The 16,081-nt window shown below is 67.2% G+C and carries 13 protein-coding genes; 4 read left to right on the forward strand and 9 right to left on the reverse strand.

Annotated elements, in window-relative coordinates; genetic code table 11:
• Positions 1-393 precede the first annotated feature (393 nt).
• From AC50X6_RS17280 to AC50X6_RS17305, 6 genes are all read right to left on the reverse strand, one after another.
• Entirely contained in the window at positions 394-567 is a 174-nt protein-coding gene (locus AC50X6_RS17280) for a hypothetical protein (protein ID WP_326968876.1), read from the reverse strand.
• 119 nt (positions 568-686) lie between these two features.
• Positions 687-2,537, reverse strand: coding sequence for an allophanate hydrolase (gene atzF / locus AC50X6_RS17285; protein WP_494967391.1), 1,851 nt, complete (start codon positions 2,535-2,537; stop codon positions 687-689).
• Complete coding sequence (uca, locus tag AC50X6_RS17290) at positions 2,534-6,310, reverse strand: urea carboxylase (RefSeq protein WP_494967392.1); 3,777 nt, start codon at positions 6,308-6,310, stop codon at positions 2,534-2,536. Before uca ends, atzF begins: the two co-directional genes overlap by 4 nt.
• Complete coding sequence (locus AC50X6_RS17295; RefSeq protein WP_494967393.1) at positions 6,307-6,990, reverse strand: urea amidolyase associated protein UAAP2; 684 nt, start codon at positions 6,988-6,990, stop codon at positions 6,307-6,309. Before AC50X6_RS17295 ends, uca begins: the two co-directional genes overlap by 4 nt.
• On the reverse strand, positions 6,987-7,862 hold the full coding sequence (locus AC50X6_RS17300; protein ID WP_494967394.1) for an urea amidolyase associated protein UAAP1: 876 nt from the start codon (positions 7,860-7,862) through the stop codon (positions 6,987-6,989). The genes AC50X6_RS17295 and AC50X6_RS17300 overlap by 4 nt, the downstream gene beginning before the upstream one ends.
• A 72-nt stretch (positions 7,863-7,934) precedes the next feature.
• Positions 7,935-9,452 (reverse strand): amino acid permease, encoded by a 1,518-nt coding sequence (locus tag AC50X6_RS17305; RefSeq protein ID WP_494967395.1) that lies wholly within the window; start codon positions 9,450-9,452, stop codon positions 7,935-7,937.
• 227 nt (positions 9,453-9,679) lie between these two features.
• On the opposite strand from AC50X6_RS17305, the gene AC50X6_RS17310 reads away from it, so the two are divergent.
• The gene (locus tag AC50X6_RS17310) at positions 9,680-10,357 is read left to right on the forward strand and encodes a TetR/AcrR family transcriptional regulator (RefSeq protein ID WP_494967396.1); all 678 of its coding nucleotides are present in this window, start codon (positions 9,680-9,682) and stop codon (positions 10,355-10,357) included.
• Positions 10,358-10,486: 129 nt separating this feature from the next.
• On the forward strand, positions 10,487-11,380 hold the full coding sequence (locus AC50X6_RS17315; RefSeq protein WP_494967397.1) for a glucose 1-dehydrogenase: 894 nt from the start codon (positions 10,487-10,489) through the stop codon (positions 11,378-11,380).
• Between the two features lie 138 nt (positions 11,381-11,518).
• Here AC50X6_RS17315 and AC50X6_RS17320 read toward each other — a convergent pair whose 3' ends face one another.
• The 3 genes from AC50X6_RS17320 to AC50X6_RS17330 form a co-directional block, all read right to left on the reverse strand.
• On the reverse strand, positions 11,519-13,156 hold the full coding sequence (locus AC50X6_RS17320; RefSeq protein WP_494967398.1) for an alkaline phosphatase D family protein: 1,638 nt from the start codon (positions 13,154-13,156) through the stop codon (positions 11,519-11,521).
• A 74-nt stretch (positions 13,157-13,230) separates the two neighbouring features.
• Positions 13,231-13,698, reverse strand: a complete 468-nt coding sequence (locus AC50X6_RS17325) for a hypothetical protein (RefSeq protein WP_494967399.1) — start codon at positions 13,696-13,698, stop codon at positions 13,231-13,233.
• 128 nt (positions 13,699-13,826) lie between these two features.
• Positions 13,827-15,074: a plasmid pRiA4b ORF-3 family protein gene (locus AC50X6_RS17330; RefSeq protein WP_494967400.1), complete on the reverse strand. Its 1,248-nt coding sequence runs from the start codon at positions 15,072-15,074 to the stop codon at positions 13,827-13,829.
• A 233-nt stretch (positions 15,075-15,307) separates the two neighbouring features.
• Here AC50X6_RS17330 and AC50X6_RS17335 point away from each other — a divergent pair, with 233 nt between their 5' ends.
• The gene (locus AC50X6_RS17335) at positions 15,308-15,658 is read left to right on the forward strand and encodes a DUF6176 family protein (protein WP_494967401.1); all 351 of its coding nucleotides are present in this window, start codon (positions 15,308-15,310) and stop codon (positions 15,656-15,658) included.
• Between the two features lie 2 nt (positions 15,659-15,660).
• Positions 15,661-15,960 (forward strand): DUF1905 domain-containing protein, encoded by a 300-nt coding sequence (locus AC50X6_RS17340; protein ID WP_494967402.1) that lies wholly within the window; start codon positions 15,661-15,663, stop codon positions 15,958-15,960.
• Positions 15,961-16,081 lie beyond the last annotated feature (121 nt).

Below are 16,081 nucleotides of genomic sequence, written 5' to 3' on the forward strand. Positions count from 1 at the left end.
ATTCAATACAATAAATTGGTATCAACAAACTTGGCACACTATTGAGTTCTCAAACAACAGACACACCCGGCACCACCACAACCAAACAGTCGCGGATCGCTCCGGAGCAACTTCCCAAACTTACCCGAACTCGTGAACGTTTGCAAATCAACGTTTCCGCGATTTACATTTCCACGAGTGGATCCCCGCCCGTCTTTAGCGCGCAAATTTGTGCGCCATTTCCAGGCTGTTTGTCAGGGGGTCGGTCGCTATCTTTCCGCATCAGCGGCGGCGACTCGATCGACTTTACACGGCCGGGGCACCCCACGCAAATCCGCTCGTAGAGCAGCTTCAGCGTCGCCCAATCCCCCAAAATGACGGGAACTTTGGACCGCACCGGCCCGCGCTGGCGCATCATTCCACCGTTACCTTGGGATCGGTTGCTGCCGGGGATGGGCAGTAGCTGGAGTCACCCGGCAGCAACCACCAGTATTGCCATTCTTCCAAGTCTGCCGCGTCCGGCGGAGCCTTTGCTGCCGGGCCCGAACTGGGCGCGAGCAGGGACCACCATTTCTTGATGTTGCGCACCGTTGTTCCTTTCGATCGTTTACGCCGGGGCGATATGGACTGGTTTGATTGGGAGCTGAATTCCGGGTGGCGAGCCGATGTCCCGGGTTCGAGAGGATCCCCGGGAGCGAGGCTCACAGCTAGCTGGGGCTGGTACCCGTCTGCAGCCCACGCATGAACCCGGTCAGAAGCGCGCCGCCGAGGGTGCCGCGAGATTTCTGTTCGGCCTGGGATTCAGCTACCGCGGCCAACCAGTCGCCATACCGGGTGATGTCCGTGCCGTTCTTGGCGGCCACGGCGTCGCAGGCGAAGCCGACGGCGCTGGAGCCGTCACTCAGGCGCACGGAGCCAAGGAGCATCGGCTCGGGCAGTGCTGCCAGGAATTGACCCAGAGCCGCTTCCGAAAGAAGCCAGCGCTCGGCCACAAGTTCCGCCCCATCTTCCGAGCGGTACACCCCGGGCTTCGGTGGCCAGGTATCCAGCGAAACCATGCGGTAGCGTGCCGCAGTGCGAACGCGCCCGTCCCAGGAGGCTCCCAACGTTTCGAGTTGGTGAGCCAGCGGTTGCCCCTTGCGGTGCGCCCCCACCACTACCAGGGGTACCGAAGACGCGCCGGCCCGGACGGGCCACGGCTCTTCAGGCCGCGGCTGCTGTGCAGGAGCCGCCCCGGCCGCGAACAGCGCCGGGGGCAGCGGCGGGGTTTCGATCCTGCGGGCAATGTCGGCCACCACTGCGTCGTCGAAGGTTCGTCCCACAACGGTGAGCCCAAACTGGGATCCGTCCACCTCGCCGGCAGGCACGGCCACGGCACACAGATCGAACAGGTTGCAGAAATTGGTGTAGGTACCCAGCCGAGAGTTCACCCCCAACGGGTCGGCAGCGACGTCCGCCAGGCTCGGGTGGAATGGCGCAGTGGGTACGACCACGGCGTCGAACCCTTCCAGCCGCGCCATGGCCTGCCGCTTTAGTCCGTCAAGCCGGGCGGTGTCTGCAACATACCTGTGCGCCGGCACCTGGCCTGCGCCGCGCACAATTCCGGCAACAATCGGATCCAACGCCGCAGGATTGCCCGAACTGCCGCCAGCGGCGTCAACGAATTCCCCGACGGCAGCATAGCGCTCGGCCACCAGCCCGCCGTCGTACAGCAGAAGCGCGGCCTGCAGGAACACATCGAACTCAATCGGTTCAGTGTCGATGTCGGCAGCCTGAAGGGTGGCGATCTGGCGGCCAAACTCGGCCGCCCAGGCCGGCGGAAGCTCCGGGAGGCTGGATGGATAGGCGACGCGCGGCCGGGCCGGTGCAGCCAGCCGGGCATCGGCGGGCCACGGGCGTGCGCCACCGGCCATGATGCCCATCGCCAGCTCAGCGGTGGCCAGGTCCCTCGCGAAAATGGTGACGGCGTCCCAAGAGCGGCACGCCGGTACTACCCCGGCAGTAGAGACCACGTTCAGCGTCGGCTTGATGCCAACGATTCCCTGGAATCCTGCTGGGACGCGCCCCGATCCGGCGGTATCCGTGCCGATCGCGATATCCGCCAGCCCCAGGGCCACCGCCACGGCCGAGCCGGAGCTGGAACCCCCGGAAATATGGTCAGGGCGGCGCGCATCGCGGACCGCCCCGTGCGGGCTGCGGGTCCCTACCAGCCCGGTGGCGAACTGGTCCAGGTTGGTCGCGCCCACGACGACCGCTCCTGCTGCCCGCAGCCGTGCTACCGCCTCGGCATCCTGCTTCGGGGTGAAGGCAAAGCCTGGGCACGCCGCGGTGGTGTCAATCCCGGCCACGTCGACGTTGTTCTTCACGGCGAGGAGCAGCCCTGCCAGGGGCAGGTCCGTGCCGGCAGCCACCGCGTGATCGACAACCGTTGCCTCGGCCAGCAGCTCATCCGCAGACCGGAGGGTGATCCAGATTTCTGGCCGGTCCGCGGCCTCGATGGCAGCCAGCGCCGCCCGTACCCGGGCAGTTGCGCCCGGTCCGGCATACGTGATCCTCATGCTGCCGCCCCTTCCAGTTCGTGGTTGATATCCGCTCTCGGCGAGTCCGTTCCGGAGGTTTCCGCGAGCAGCCCGAGAACCACCAGGGCTTCGCCGCCCACCACTTGGGAGCCGGCTACCGGCAGCACCTGCTGCACCACGCCGTCGCACGGCGCGGCCAGCACGGTCTCCATCTTCATCGCTTCCAGGGACATCAGCGGCTGGCCCTTCACCACGTGCTCCCCCGCGGTGACGTCCACCTTCCACACGCTTGCGGCGAAGGGGGCAGCCACCAGCGTGCCGCCGTCGGGCACCACCAGCTCTTCGGCGTCGGGCACGACGGCGGCTGACGCATCGGCGCGGTCGAACTCCCCGGCGTCCGCCCACACTTGACGTTCGACGGCGAAGGCAGCCGCCTGCTTATCGCGGAAGGCTGCGATGGACACACTGTTCCGGGCCAGGAAGTCCTCATGTTCGGCAAGGGAGAAGGTGCCGTCTGCGATTTCGACGCCGCGTCCCCGTCCGGCAGCCATGTCCGCCCTCAGGTCCAGGAGCTCTTCCGGGCTGACCGGATACCAGGAGATGCGGTCAAAGAACCGCAGGAGCCAGGGTGAACCCGGTTCGAACGGCGCGGAGTCGGCGTAGCGGGACCACACCTGGGTGGTCCGGCCGACGAATTGGTAGCCCCCGGGTCCTTCCATGCCGTAAATGCACATGTAGGCTCCGCCGATTCCCACGGCGTTTTCCGGGGTCCAGGTCCGGGCCGGGTTGTACTTGGTGGTGACCAGGCGGTGCCGGGGATCCAGGGGTGTGGCCACGGGGGCGCCCAGATACACGTCGCCCAGGCCCAGGACCAGGTATTCCGCGTTGAAGACCGTGTCGAAGACGTCGTTCACGGACTCCAGGCCGTTGATGCGCCTGATGAACTCGATGTTCCACGGGCACCAGGGGGCGTCGTCCCGGACACCGGCCATGTAGCGCTGGATGGCTTCGCGGGTGGCCGGATCATCCCAGGACAGCGGCAGGCGGACGGTGCGGCTGGGTACCACCAGTTCCGAGCTGGCCGGCAGGGCAGCTTCGATGTCCTGCACCAGGGCCAGGAGCCGCGGGGCGGGGAGCACTGCGGGATCCACCTTGATCTGGAGGGACCTGATGCCCGGCGTGAGGTCCACGATCCCCGGCACGCGGAGCCCTTCGAGGTGCTGGTGCAGGGCGTGCACGCGGGCCCGCAGGCTGAGGTCCAGGACCATGGCGCCGTATTCCACCAGGAGGTTGTCATCTCCCGAGCGGCGGTACGTGACCGCTGGCCGTCCGGGGCCGTCCGGCACCCGGCCCAGCACGCCGTCGTCGCCGTCTCCCCGGCGGATGCCGGCGCCGGATGCCGGCGCAGCGCCGGAATTCAAGCCGGCGGCACGGGACCAGCCGGCATCCCCCGGGAGCAGCAACTGCCGGCCCGGTCCCAGTTCCTTGGCCGACGGCGCCTGGCTGGCTTCCACCGGCACGAAGCGGACGGTGTCGCCGGGGCGGAGCTGGCCCAGCTTCCAGCGGTCGGCCGTCACGACGGTCACGGGGCAGACGAAGCCGCCCAGGCTGGGACCGTCCGGTCCGAGCAGGATCGGGGTGTCGCCGGTGAAGTCCAGAGCACCTACCGAATAGGCAGTGTCGTGAATATTTGATGGGTGCAATCCTGCCTCACCGCCGTCGTTGCGGGCCCACCGCGGTTTGGGGCCGATGAGGCGGACTCCGGTGCGGGCGGAGTTGAAGTGCACTTCGTAGCTGGCGGCGTAAAGATCGTCGATGTCCTCGCGCTGGAAGAACTCGGGGGCGCCATGGGGGCCCTCCACTACCGTCAGCTCCCACGCGGACGTCAACACCGGCCTGCTGTCCAGGGGAACGGCGCCGGCCGGCCCCGGAGCCACGGGCCGGGTGGCCAGCGTCGAATCCGAGGCGGTACCGGAGGTCACGGACCGCAGCACATCGCCGGACCGGAGTACCCGGCCTCCATGTCCGCCGAACTGGCCCAGGGTGAAGGTGGACGCGCTGCCCAAATATTGCGGAACGTCGAGTCCGCCCCGGAACAGGATGTAGCCGCGAAGGCCGGACCCTTCGGCGTTGCCGACGTCGAGCGTTCCTCCCGCGGGCACCGTCACCGGTTCCCAGGCCGGAACGTCCTTGCCGTCCACGGTGAGCGTGGTGGGGGCACCGGCCACGCACACCATCGTGGCGTGGGTGAAGTGCAGACTGGGGCCGGTCATGGTGAACTCGAGCCCGGGTGCGCCCTCTGTGTTGCCGAGTGCCTGGTTGCCGAGCCGGAAGGACAGATCATCCATCGGGCCGCTGGGCGGAACGCCTACCTGCCACAGGCCTGCACGGCCCGGCCAGTCCTGGACCGAGGTCTGCAGTCCGGGCCGCCCCACGGTGATCCGGGGTTCCGGATCACCCAGGTCATTCAGGGTGCCGGTGGAATGGGCCGCGGTGCGGACTACATCCAGGGCCGTCACGGCCCGGAGCATCCCGAGGTTTGTTTCGATGCCGTCGATCCGCGTGGCCTTCAGCGCGGCGCCGAGCCGGTCGAAGGCCTGGTTGCGGTCCGCGCCTGTGGTGATGATTTTGGCCAGGAGCGGATCGTAGTTGGTGGAGACCTCGCTGCCGGTTTCCACCCAGGCGTCCACGCGCACGCCATCAGTCCCGGGATAGACGGCATTGGTCACCGTTCCGGAGCTCGGCTGGAAGTTACGGGCGGGGTCCTCGGCATAGAGGCGGGCTTCGACGGCGTACCCGGAGACGGGGATGCTGTCCGGGCGCCCGGACAGCACGCCGGCTGCCTCGTCGCCGCCCTGGGCCAGCCGAAGCATCCACTCCACCAGGTCCACGCCGGTAACAGCCTCCGTGACGGGGTGTTCCACCTGAAGCCGGGCGTTGACCTCAAGGAATGAGGCCTCCTTGCGGACCGGGTCATAGACGAACTCCACGGTCCCGGCCGAGCGGTAGTCCAGCGACCCGCAGAGGGCCCGCGAACTGTGGTGCAGTTCATCCCGGAGTGCCGCGGTCAGATCCGGCGCGGGCGCCTCCTCAAGCACTTTCTGGTGACGGCGCTGCAGCGAGCAGTCCCGGTCACCCAGGCTCACAACCCGGCCATCGCCGTCACCGAAGATCTGTACCTCCACGTGCCGGGCATGTTCGACGTAGCGCTCGGCGAAAACACCGGCTGTGCTGAAGCTCGCGCCAGCCAGCCGCGCCACCCGCGGGTAGCTCTCGGTGAGCTCGTCCTGGGTGCGGCACACTGTCATTCCGATGCCGCCCCCACCGCCCGTGGCCTTAAGCATGAGCGGGAAGCCGATGTCCCGGGCGGCCAACACGGCAGCGTCCACGTCCGGAAGCAGGCCTGATCCGGCGATCATGGGCACGCCGGCTGCGCGCGCGGCATCGCGCGCGGTGTGCTTGGTGCCAAAGATCCGGAGTTGTTCCGGCGTGGGCCCCACAAAGACCAGCCCGGCGGCCTCCACGGCTTCTGCGAAGCCGGCGGCCTCTGAGAGAAAACCGTAGCCGGGGTGGATGGCGCCGGCGCCGGTTGCCGCGGCCGCTGCCAGCAGTGCCTCGACCTTGAGGTAAGAGTCCTTGGCCGGGGCGGGGCCCAGGAGCACGGCCTCATCCGCCAGCCTGACGTGGCGGGCGCCCCGGTCCGCCTCTGAGAACACGGCCACGGTGCGTAACCCGATTTTCCGGGCGGATTCAATGATGCGGCAGGCGATTTCGCCCCGGTTGGCGATCAGCAGGGTGTCGAAGCGGCTCACAGGGCAACCTCCGGGCGGGTCACGATCATGCGGACGGGCGTGGGGTTGAAGCCGTTGCACGGGTTGTTGATCTGCGGGCAGTTGGAGACCAGCACCAAGGTGTCCACCTCGGCCTTGAGCGCCACCCGCTTGCCCGGCGCGGAGAGGCCGTCCACGATGCCGAGGGCTCCGTCCGGGTCCACCGGGACGTTCATGAACCAGTTGATGTTGGAGACCAGGTCACGCTTCACCAGCCCCCATCGGGAACCCTCGATCAGGAAGTTCTCCACGCAGGCATGCTGTTCGCGGGTGTGCTGCCCGTAGCGCAGCGTGTTGGATTCCTGCGAGCAGGCCCCGCCGATGGTGTCGTGGATTCCCACCTCGTCTGCCACCACGGTCATCAGCGGCACCCCGGCGTCGGAGCGGAGAACCGAGCCGGTGGTCAGCACGATGGAGCGCTGCGCGGCGAGGGTGACGGCGGCGGAGTAGCGCACCTTCGTGTCGCCTGCGGCGTAGAGCAGGCAGTCCACCGCCTGGTTGCCTGCAAGGTCCACGATGGTCAGGACGTCACCGGCCGCCACGATGCCGGACCAGGGTCCGCACGCTTCCACGTATTCATCCAGGATGACTTCGCCGGCCGCGAGCGCTTTTTGGCTCGCGGTGGCGGCCGGGGGTGTCAGGGTAACAGTGGCAATGTTCATCGGGCGTTCCTTGCGGTGAGGTCGTGCTCGGTGTTGTTCAATGCCTGCCGGTGTTCGGGGGTCAGCGGCCCTGTCAGGAGCCCCTGCTCGAGCAGGCCGAGGTCTTCCGGGGCGTGCCAGGCGACGACGTCGACGGCGGTTCCGGTGAACTCCGGCCGCGGATCCAGCGGATGGGCGGTATTCGCCAGGAGCACCACGGCGTCCATGTGCAGGAGTATTTCGACGGCGGCGCCGGCACCGGCGGTTCCGGCGAACCGGATACTGCCATCCGGGTCAACCCGGATCCCCTTGAACAGGGAGACCGACGGCGCCACGTCCCGTGCGTCCAGCCCCTGCTTCAGTGCTCCCAGGGTCAGCAGTTCACGCCCTGCGGGCGAGCTGCTGTGAACCGTTCCGGCGCCGTAGCGGGCGGTGTTCCCGGCCAGCGTGGTGGTGCCGGTCAGGGCGTCGTGGCGTGCGGAGGTATCGGCCACGATCGTGCCCATCAGCCGGCCGGCGTCGGACAGCAGCGGGTGTCCCGCCGCGGGGTACGCCTGCCACGGGACTTTGACGGTGTCAGCCATATTGAGCCGTTCATGGAGCGCCCCGCTCCGGTAGATCAAGACGTGGACGCAGGCGTCACCGCCGGTGTCCGTGAGTCGGATCCGGGTGCCGCGGGCCAGCGGCAGCGCGGTGTAGCGGCCGAAAGCCACGGATTCGGCCCAACTCAGGCGTTCCCTGGCGGTCCCGGGCAGGCCGGCGGTGAGCCGTGCCGGCGCGGAGGCGGCCGGGACATGCCGCATGGTGTCGGCCGTGCGGCCGTGCTGCTCCCGGGCATGCGCGCGGGCTCCGGCAGTGGTGGCGGTGGCTGGTGTCTCGGTGGTCTGTGTCATGTCACTCCTGGCGTGGGCGTGGACTTGCGCGGGTGGGTGGTCAGCAGAGCCTGACGTCGGGCGTCGGCGGGGTCAGGCGTCGGTGCGGCTGGCCGACTTGGCGCTGGAGCGCCGGATCCAAATGCCGAGCAGGAGCACAATGCCCACCATCAGCGGGGCGGAGTAGAGGAGGATTCCGTTCTCTCCGGACGGGTCGTACACTTCGGGCCGGGGCCACGCGAGGTTGACCACCATCACGGCGCCGTAGAGCACCGCGAGGATGTTGACCGGAAGGCCCCAGCGTCCCAGTGAGAACAGCCCTGCCGGCATGGCCTGGCCCACCCTGTCCCAGTCGCCGCGGAAGCGGCTGAGCAGCTGTGGCACGGTGACCAGGAGGTAAGCGAGGTAGACCATGACGATGCAGACACTGGAGAGTGTGGTGAAGAGCGCGGCGTTGCCGACGTTGATGGCCAGGACACCCACGGCCAGGGCGCCAATGGCAATAGAGGGCCACATCGGAGTGCCGCGGGTGGGATGGACGGACGCGAGCAGCGCTGAGGCGGGGAGTTTGCCGTCACGCGCCATCGAGAACACCAGGCGCGAACCGGCCGTCTGGATGGCCAAGGTGCAGACAAAGATGGCCACAGCCACGTCCACCAGGAGCACCTTGCCCCAAAACGTGCCCAGGACCGCGGTCAGCACGTAGGGCAGGCCCTCGGTGGCGAGCCGGCCGTCGTCGAGGCTAGGGGCGGCCATCAGCGCCGTCACGATCATCAAGGCCCCGCCGATACCGGAGATGATCAGGGCCGACAGGATGGTGCGGGGTGCCGTGCGCCGGGGAGACTTGGTCTCCTCGGAAAGCTCTCCGGCCGAGTTGAAGCCCACCATGACGTAGGCGGCCATCAGGCCCGAGACCATAAATGCGCCCACAGCTCCCAGATCGGATCCCTGCAGGACGGTGGTGTCCATGACGACGTCCGGTCCGCGCTGGGCCGCCGTGGCAAGCGCCAGGACTACGGCGATGACTCCAACTATTTCGCAAGTCACCCCTACTGAGTTCACATGCGCCATCAACTTGACGCCCAGAGAGTTGATCACTGTGGTGGCCACCAGCAGGATGGCTCCGAGGACGACGGCGTTCGCGGCGCCACTAGTGGTGTTCAGCGCGGCATCGCCTCCCACCAGCTGGAAACCGTCCCAAAGCTGAGGGAGCACAACCTGCATGGCAATGGCGGCTGCGGCGGCCGTCACAACCTGTGCCAGGGCCATGAACCAGCCCGCAAACCAGCCGACCGTTTCGCCACCAACGCGCCGTGACCATTGGTAGACGGCTCCGGAGATCGGGTAGCGGGCGGCAAGTTCGGCAAAATTCAGGGCCACCAGCAGCTGTCCGATCAGGACTACGGGCCAGGTCCAGAAGAAGGCCGGGCCGGCAAAGGAGTAGCCGAACGCGAAGAGTTGGAAGATGGTGGTCAGGATGGAAACGAAGGAGAAGCCTGCTGCGAACGAGGCATAGCGGCCGAGCTTGCGGTGCAGGGACGGCTCGTAGCCGAGTGATGTGAGGTCTGCATCGTCGGTCTGCACTGATGGGGGAAGAACAGTGGATGTCATCGGGATCTCCGGGGCTGGAACGGCGTTGGGGTTGATGCGTTCCGGCAAATGCAGCGCTGGACCCGAGCTGCGGAATACCGGTCAATTGATAGTTTTCCAGTCGAAGATCCCGGACTCGTTTCCCCGACGTAAAAGGTTCATTGACAGGTTGTTTCCGTTGCGTTTCCCCAGCCTCACCATCATTAAGGCAACAGCGCAGGGTCTCGCCAAGGTGCAAGAATGATGCCGTGACAACAGCCGGCCCCGGGCGCCCCCGCAAGCAGCAACCATCCCGACCTGGAGCCACGGCCCGCGAGGAAATCCTTGATGCCGCGGCCGAACTCTTCACCACCCAGGGCTACGCCACCACGTCCACCCGCTCCATCGCGGACGCCGTCGGGATCCGCCAATCGTCCCTTTACCACCACTTCAGCACCAAAGACGACATTCTTGAGGTCCTGCTGGCGGGCACGGTGGCCAGCGGCCTCGCCGTTGCCCGCACGATCTGTTCCGGGACCGTCGGCGAGCGCAGCCCCGTGGCGGCTGCGGCACGGTTGCACGCCGTCGCACTCTATGACGGAACCCAACTGTGCAACGCCCGATGGAACGTCGGGGTGCTCTACAACTTGCCGGAGGCCCGCAGCGCGCGGTTCCACAGCTTCACGGAGGACAGAAAGGAACTCCGAGGGTTGTACCAGCGCCTGGGCTCAGAACTCCCCGGCAATGGCTGGACCAGCCCCAGCCAGAACGGGGATCTGGCGTTTCGACTTGTGGAGTCCCTGGTCAGCCTCCGCGCCGACGGGCTGACCACGCCGGACTCCCCCCGACAGGCGGCCGACGCCGGCATTGTCCTCAGTGGCATGGCGGACAGCCTTGCTGCGATCAAGACACACAGTGCTGCGCTCGTTGCGCGAATGACTTCGTAACCGGCTCCAGCCCTCCCCGCGGCGTTGCTGTCGTGACCGGATGAGGGCTAGGGTTGATGCTAAGCATGCTTAGCATGCGCGTGACATACAGGCTGTCCGCGCCGAGACCCAAAGATCCGGAGGAGCACCATGACTGACCAGTACACGTTCAGGAACCCCGTTACGGCGTACGAGCAGATCGAGCCGCCCGAGCAGAGCCAGCCGGAACCCGGCCTGGACGCCAAGCTGATGCCGAAGGCCGACCTGGGCGAGGACAGCTACCGCGGCCTCGGCCGGCTGGCGGGCCGCAAGGCACTCATCACCGGCGCGGACTCCGGAATCGGCGCCGCGACGGCCATCGCCTTTGCCCGCGAGGGTGCCGACGTCGTGATGTCCTATCTGCCGGAGGAAGAAGAGGACGCTACCCGGATCGCGGAGCTGATTGAGAAGGCCGGCCGCAAAGCGGTCAAGGTTCCAGGCGATCTGAAGGATTCGGCGGTGTGCCGTGACCTCGTGGAAACCGCTGTGCGGGAGCTCGGCGGCCTGGACATCTTGGTAAATAACGCCGGCAAGCAGGTGGCGCAGAAGGCGCTCGGCGACATCACTGACATCGAGTTCGACCACACCTACAAGACGAACGTCTACGCCATGTTCTGGCTCACCAAAGAAGCCCTGCCGCACCTGCCCGCCGGGTCGAGCATCATCAACTCCACCTCCATCCAGGCGTACAAACCCTCGGAAACCCTGGTGGACTACGCCTCCACCAAGGCGGCGATCAACAACTTCACCAAGGGCCTGGCCCAGCAGCTCGCGCCCAAGGGCATCCGGGTCAACGCGGTGGCGCCAGGCCCCATCTGGACCCCGCTCCAGGCCAGCGGCGGCCAGCCCACCGAGGACCTGCCGAAGTTCGGCAAGGAGACACCGCTGGGCCGTGCCGGGCAGCCGGCCGAACTGGCGCCGGCCTACGTGTTCCTCGCCTCGTCCGAGTCCAGCTACGTCATCGGCGAGACCCTCAACGTCAACGGCGGCATGCCGACGCCGTAGCCGCCGGCGCTGCAATCGGGAGTGCTATGCGCTGATATGTAGATTGGGTTGTCAAGGGGCCTCTCCCGGGATTTCGGGAGGGGCCCACCCGCGTGTGGGGACCGTCCGCTCCAGAGCGGCTTTACTGCCAGTTCGGCCTCACCGCTCCGGCTGCAGGGCCTTGCTCCAGAGCACCCCGCCGTTGGCGTCCCGCAGGCTCACGGTGAAGACGTCTCCCTCGCCCAGGTCCACATGGCCGAAGTACTGGCTTTTTCCGCTGCGCGGGGACTCGTTCGCATAGGCGCCGGCCTGGAAGAACGCGACCTCCGGCCCGAAGGTCCCGTCCAGCTTGTTCGGTCCGAAGCTACCGGCGTTGATGGGACCCGCCACGAATTCCCAGAAGGGGTCGAAGTCCTGGAAGGCCGCCCGCTCCGGCGAGTAGTGGTGGGCCGCACAGTAGTGCACGTCGGCGGTCACCCAGACCACGTTCTTTACCCGGTTCCGTTTGAAGGCGGAAAGCACCCCGGCGAGCTCGAGCTCCTTACCCAAGGGGGCGCCGTCGTCGCGGTTGGAGAAGGACTCCTCGTTCACCGGACCGTCCGGCACCACCAGGCCCAGCGGGAGATCGTTGGCTATGACTTTCCACGTGGCCTTGGACCTGCTCACTTCGCGGATCAGCCAGTCCGCCTGCTCCTGGCCGAGGATGTGCATCAGCTGCATCTCCTTGCCGTCCGTGTTGGGGTCCTTGAAGCTGCGCATGTCCAGGCAGAAGATATCCAGTTGCGGGCCGCGGGAGATCTTTCGGTAGATCCTGGCGGGCTCGAAGCCCGTAGAGCCGTCGCTGCGGCCGGCGATCGGCTGGTATTCCTGCCAGGCCTGGCGTCCGCGGGCGGCGAGGACGTCCACGCGGCGTTCGGCGTAGCGGTCATCGGTGAGAATTTGACCCGGGTACCAGTTGTTGTGGGTTTCGTGGTCATCCCACTGGGCGATCACCGGGACCTCGGCGTACATAGCGCGGATGTTCTTGTCCATCATGTTGTAGCGGTGCCGGCCGCGGAACTCGCTGAGCGTCTCGGCCACCTTGGCCACTTCCGCAGTGACGAGGTTGCGCCAGATCTGCCCGTCAGGCTCGGTGACCTGCGCGGGGATGGGGCCGTCGGCGTAGATCGTGTCTCCGGAGTGAATGAAAAAGTCCGGGCGGGTGGCGTGCATGGCCGCGTAGCCACGCATACCGCCGATCTCCTCGTTGATGCCCCAGCCCTGTCCGGCGGTGTCGCCGGTCCAGACGAAGCTCTGCGTCCTCGGCGAGTGTCCGCGGCGGAAGCCGCCGGCTCGCTGGGAGGCAGGGCCGGGAGCGGTGCTGTAGGATCCACGCGCGGTTTCGCCGGCGTTGCCCTCGGCGTCCTCAAAATGCATGCTGACCGCGAAACGGGTTCCAGCGGGGAGGCGATCCGCGTAAATTTTGGCGGTGAAGTCCGTCGCCTCGCTGGCGGCGCTCCCCCTCAGTACCCGCTGGAAGGCCCGGCCGCCGCGGAGCGGGGACCCGTCGTCGTCGACTGCCAGCAGGCTGGCCACCAGCTGGCCGGCACCTGACGCGCGGGCCCACAGCACGCCGGAATCGGCGGTGACGTCGCCCGTGGCGATACCGGAGGGAAGAGTCAGGCGGTTCCGAACCAGCGCGACGCCGGACGGCCGGGCCGCGCTGGCGGCGGCGGCGGCAGTTCCTGGAACGATGGCGACGGCACCGGCGGCGGCCATGGCACCTTTGAGGATGATTCGGCGGGTGTAAGCAGTCATGCTCCCATCGTTGCCTGCCCGCGTTAACCGGCGATGGCGACGATGTGAACGCTGTGGTGAGGACAAGAGCGGCGTCAGCGGGCCGGCGCGTCGTCCACGAACGCTACCTGGGCCGTGTATTGCTGGTACAGCTTCAGCGCATCGTCAATGGCGATCCGGCCAAAGCTCAAGGTGTCCTGCAGCCCTTCAAGCTGGGCCTTGCAGGTCTCCGCTGCGCTGACCCTGTCCGCGAGGGAATGGGAGTTGGCGAAATTCGTGGCCAGCGCCGCGGCGACGGACAGCAGCACGGCCCCCAGGCACAGCACGCGCCACACTACCGAATCGTCGGCCAGCGAGAAGACACCCTGGATTGCGTTGGTGAAGCCTGTGCCCCCGAAGGCCGGACCGGCGGTAAGCATGGCGGCAATTGCGCTGCCCACGACGCTGATGTTGGAGAGCTTGTTCCGCCGTGGCCGTTCCCGTCCCAGATAGGAGCGGACCGCTTGTTGCTTCTGTTCGATGCGGGTGGACAGCAATTGACGTGTATCCGGTGTTTCATTCATGACCTGCTACCAGCCTCCCTCGCCGACGGCGCCTGCGTCCAGATTCCCACCGCCCCACTTCGGTGTCCAGACCCGCTTGGCCGTCCGGTCCCGCACGGCAGTCAATACCCGACGCCGACGGCGCCCGATCACTCCTCGGCGAGCCGCCTCTGCACCTGCAGCAGGAACTTCCGGCCGCCGCCGGTGAGAGTCCTGGCCTCGCTGAAGTCGCGGTCCGGCACAGTCAGCTGCAGGCAATCGAGCGCCCACCGCACCTGCCGATACAGCCCGTCGGCCACGTCCTGTGGCACCGGTTCCCCGGCGTTTATCCGGAACCCGGCCGCGTGCAGCGCGTCCGCGATCGCGGGTCCGCGCCGGTCCCAGGACGGCGTGGTTCCATCAAGCAGCCACTGGACCGCCCTCTCCGTAACTGCGGCCGTGGCCTTCTCTGTCGGTGAGGCCACCGCGTCGGCGAGGTAGTCCCACAGTTGCCGGCCGCCGTCGTGCATGGTGCGTCCCTTCGGCGTCAGCAGCAGGCGGCCTTTCAGCTTCCGCAGTAGCTTCCACTCCTGCAGTTGCTGCCGGAGCCGCAGCACGGGAGGGGTCTGGACTTCCCTGTTCGCCGTCCCCGGCCAGCGGTATTCCCAGCCAAGTTCGCGGACGGCCTGACTCACGACGGCGGGTTTGAGGTAGCCGTCCTGGGTGAGCTGCAGCCCGTCCGGGGGCACCTGGTTCAGGAGCCAGTGCACGGGACGGACGACGGCGTCGACCTCCTGGTCCGTGGGCGGTTCGGGCCACAGCCGCTGGGCCAGACCGTCCAGGCGGTTGTTGAGAGCGTCGGCGTCGAACGCGCGGGGATCAAAGGTGCCGGCGTCCTGCCCCGTGGCGAACGTGTACCAGCCGGCGAGCTCCTGGTGATCCTCGTCCGCCGGATCCGCCAGCGCCGCAATGAGGCGTACGTAGCCGTAGGGGCCGCCGGAGTCCTCCACCGGTCCGCGGTTGGCGCCATCAACACAGCGCAGACTCCCGGCGGGAAGCTCGGCGGGCCCGATCACGTCGAAGGTGTGCGTCCAGGCATCGCCGAAGTCGTACTCGTATTCCAGCGCCGCCGGCCCGCTCCGCTGGGCGTCCAGGATTTCAAAGAGCACGACGCCGGAGGCCGGCTCGTCGTCCGTATCCTCCGCTGCGGCGTCGGGGCCGATGATCGTCCGGGGCTGGCCGAGCCGGTCAACGCCCCGGACGCCGTACAGGTGGCGGTCCTCCCAGCCGAACGCGGTCTGCAGGACCCGGTGCAGTTCCGGGACGGTGATGGTCTCCGGCACCTGCAGCCGGCGCCAGATTTCTGGTTCCGTCGCCTGGATGCTGACGCGGAGATCGTAGGCGGGGACGGCTTCCATGCTGGCTATCATGCCAGAGGTGTGGATCAAGCGGGGCCTTGAACCCGCGCCGTGGTACCTCTGGTATTCGGCCCGGCTGCTCGACACCGCGGCGGAAGTCGTAATGGCGCCGTGGTTGAGCGGGTCGGGAGGTGTTTGCGAAAGCCCTGTCCCGCCGTCGTGCACGGGACTAACATGCTCCTGTACCGATGGGATAACCACCGTACTCACTGCAGCGAGGAAGGAAATCTGTCATGGAATGCATCACGTGGTTCGCGCCGATTCTGCCCGGGAAACTCGACGAGTGGAAGGCGTTGGACGAGGAGATGAAGGGCCCGCGGCGAGAGGAGCATGCACGCTCGCGGAAGCGCATGGGCGTAACCCGGGAGGTGGCCAGCCTCATGCAGACGCCGCAGGGAGATTTCGTCTGCCTGTTCCATGAGGCCGAGGATCTCGCCAAGGCCTTCCAGACACTGGCTACGTCGGAGGTTCCCTACGACGTGTGGTTCCGGGAGCAGCTGGTGAGTGTGCACGGGCTGACGGCGGAGATGCTGCAGGGCCCTCCCCCGGCGACGCTACACATCAATTACCGCGACGCTGGCTGAATGTGACCACGCCTTACTCGTTCCGTGGCGAGCTGTGGCACTACCCCGAGCAGGCCGGGTGGCATTTCATCACGCTGCCTCAGGAGTTGGCCGAGGAGCTACGGGACGACGCCGTTGCCTTCCGCAGGGCATTCGGTTCGGTAAAGGTGGGCGCTTCCATCGCCGGGCAGCGCTGGTCCACCTCGCTTTTCCCGGACAGCAAGAGCGGCTCGTACCTGCTGCCCGTCAAGAAGGACATCAGGACGGCGGCGGGCATCCATGCCGGAGACGAGGTGGACGTCGAACTCGAGCTGGGTGGATGAACCCGCAACACAGCGCACCCGGGCCTCAGACCCAAGCAACTCGCAGCAGGGGCCGTTTTGCGCGCTTTGGGCGCTCAAAACGCCCATAACTGCGAGTCAGTTGGGCCGGAACACGCAGCCC

This window comes from Pseudarthrobacter sp. HLT1-7 (assembly GCF_059383435.1).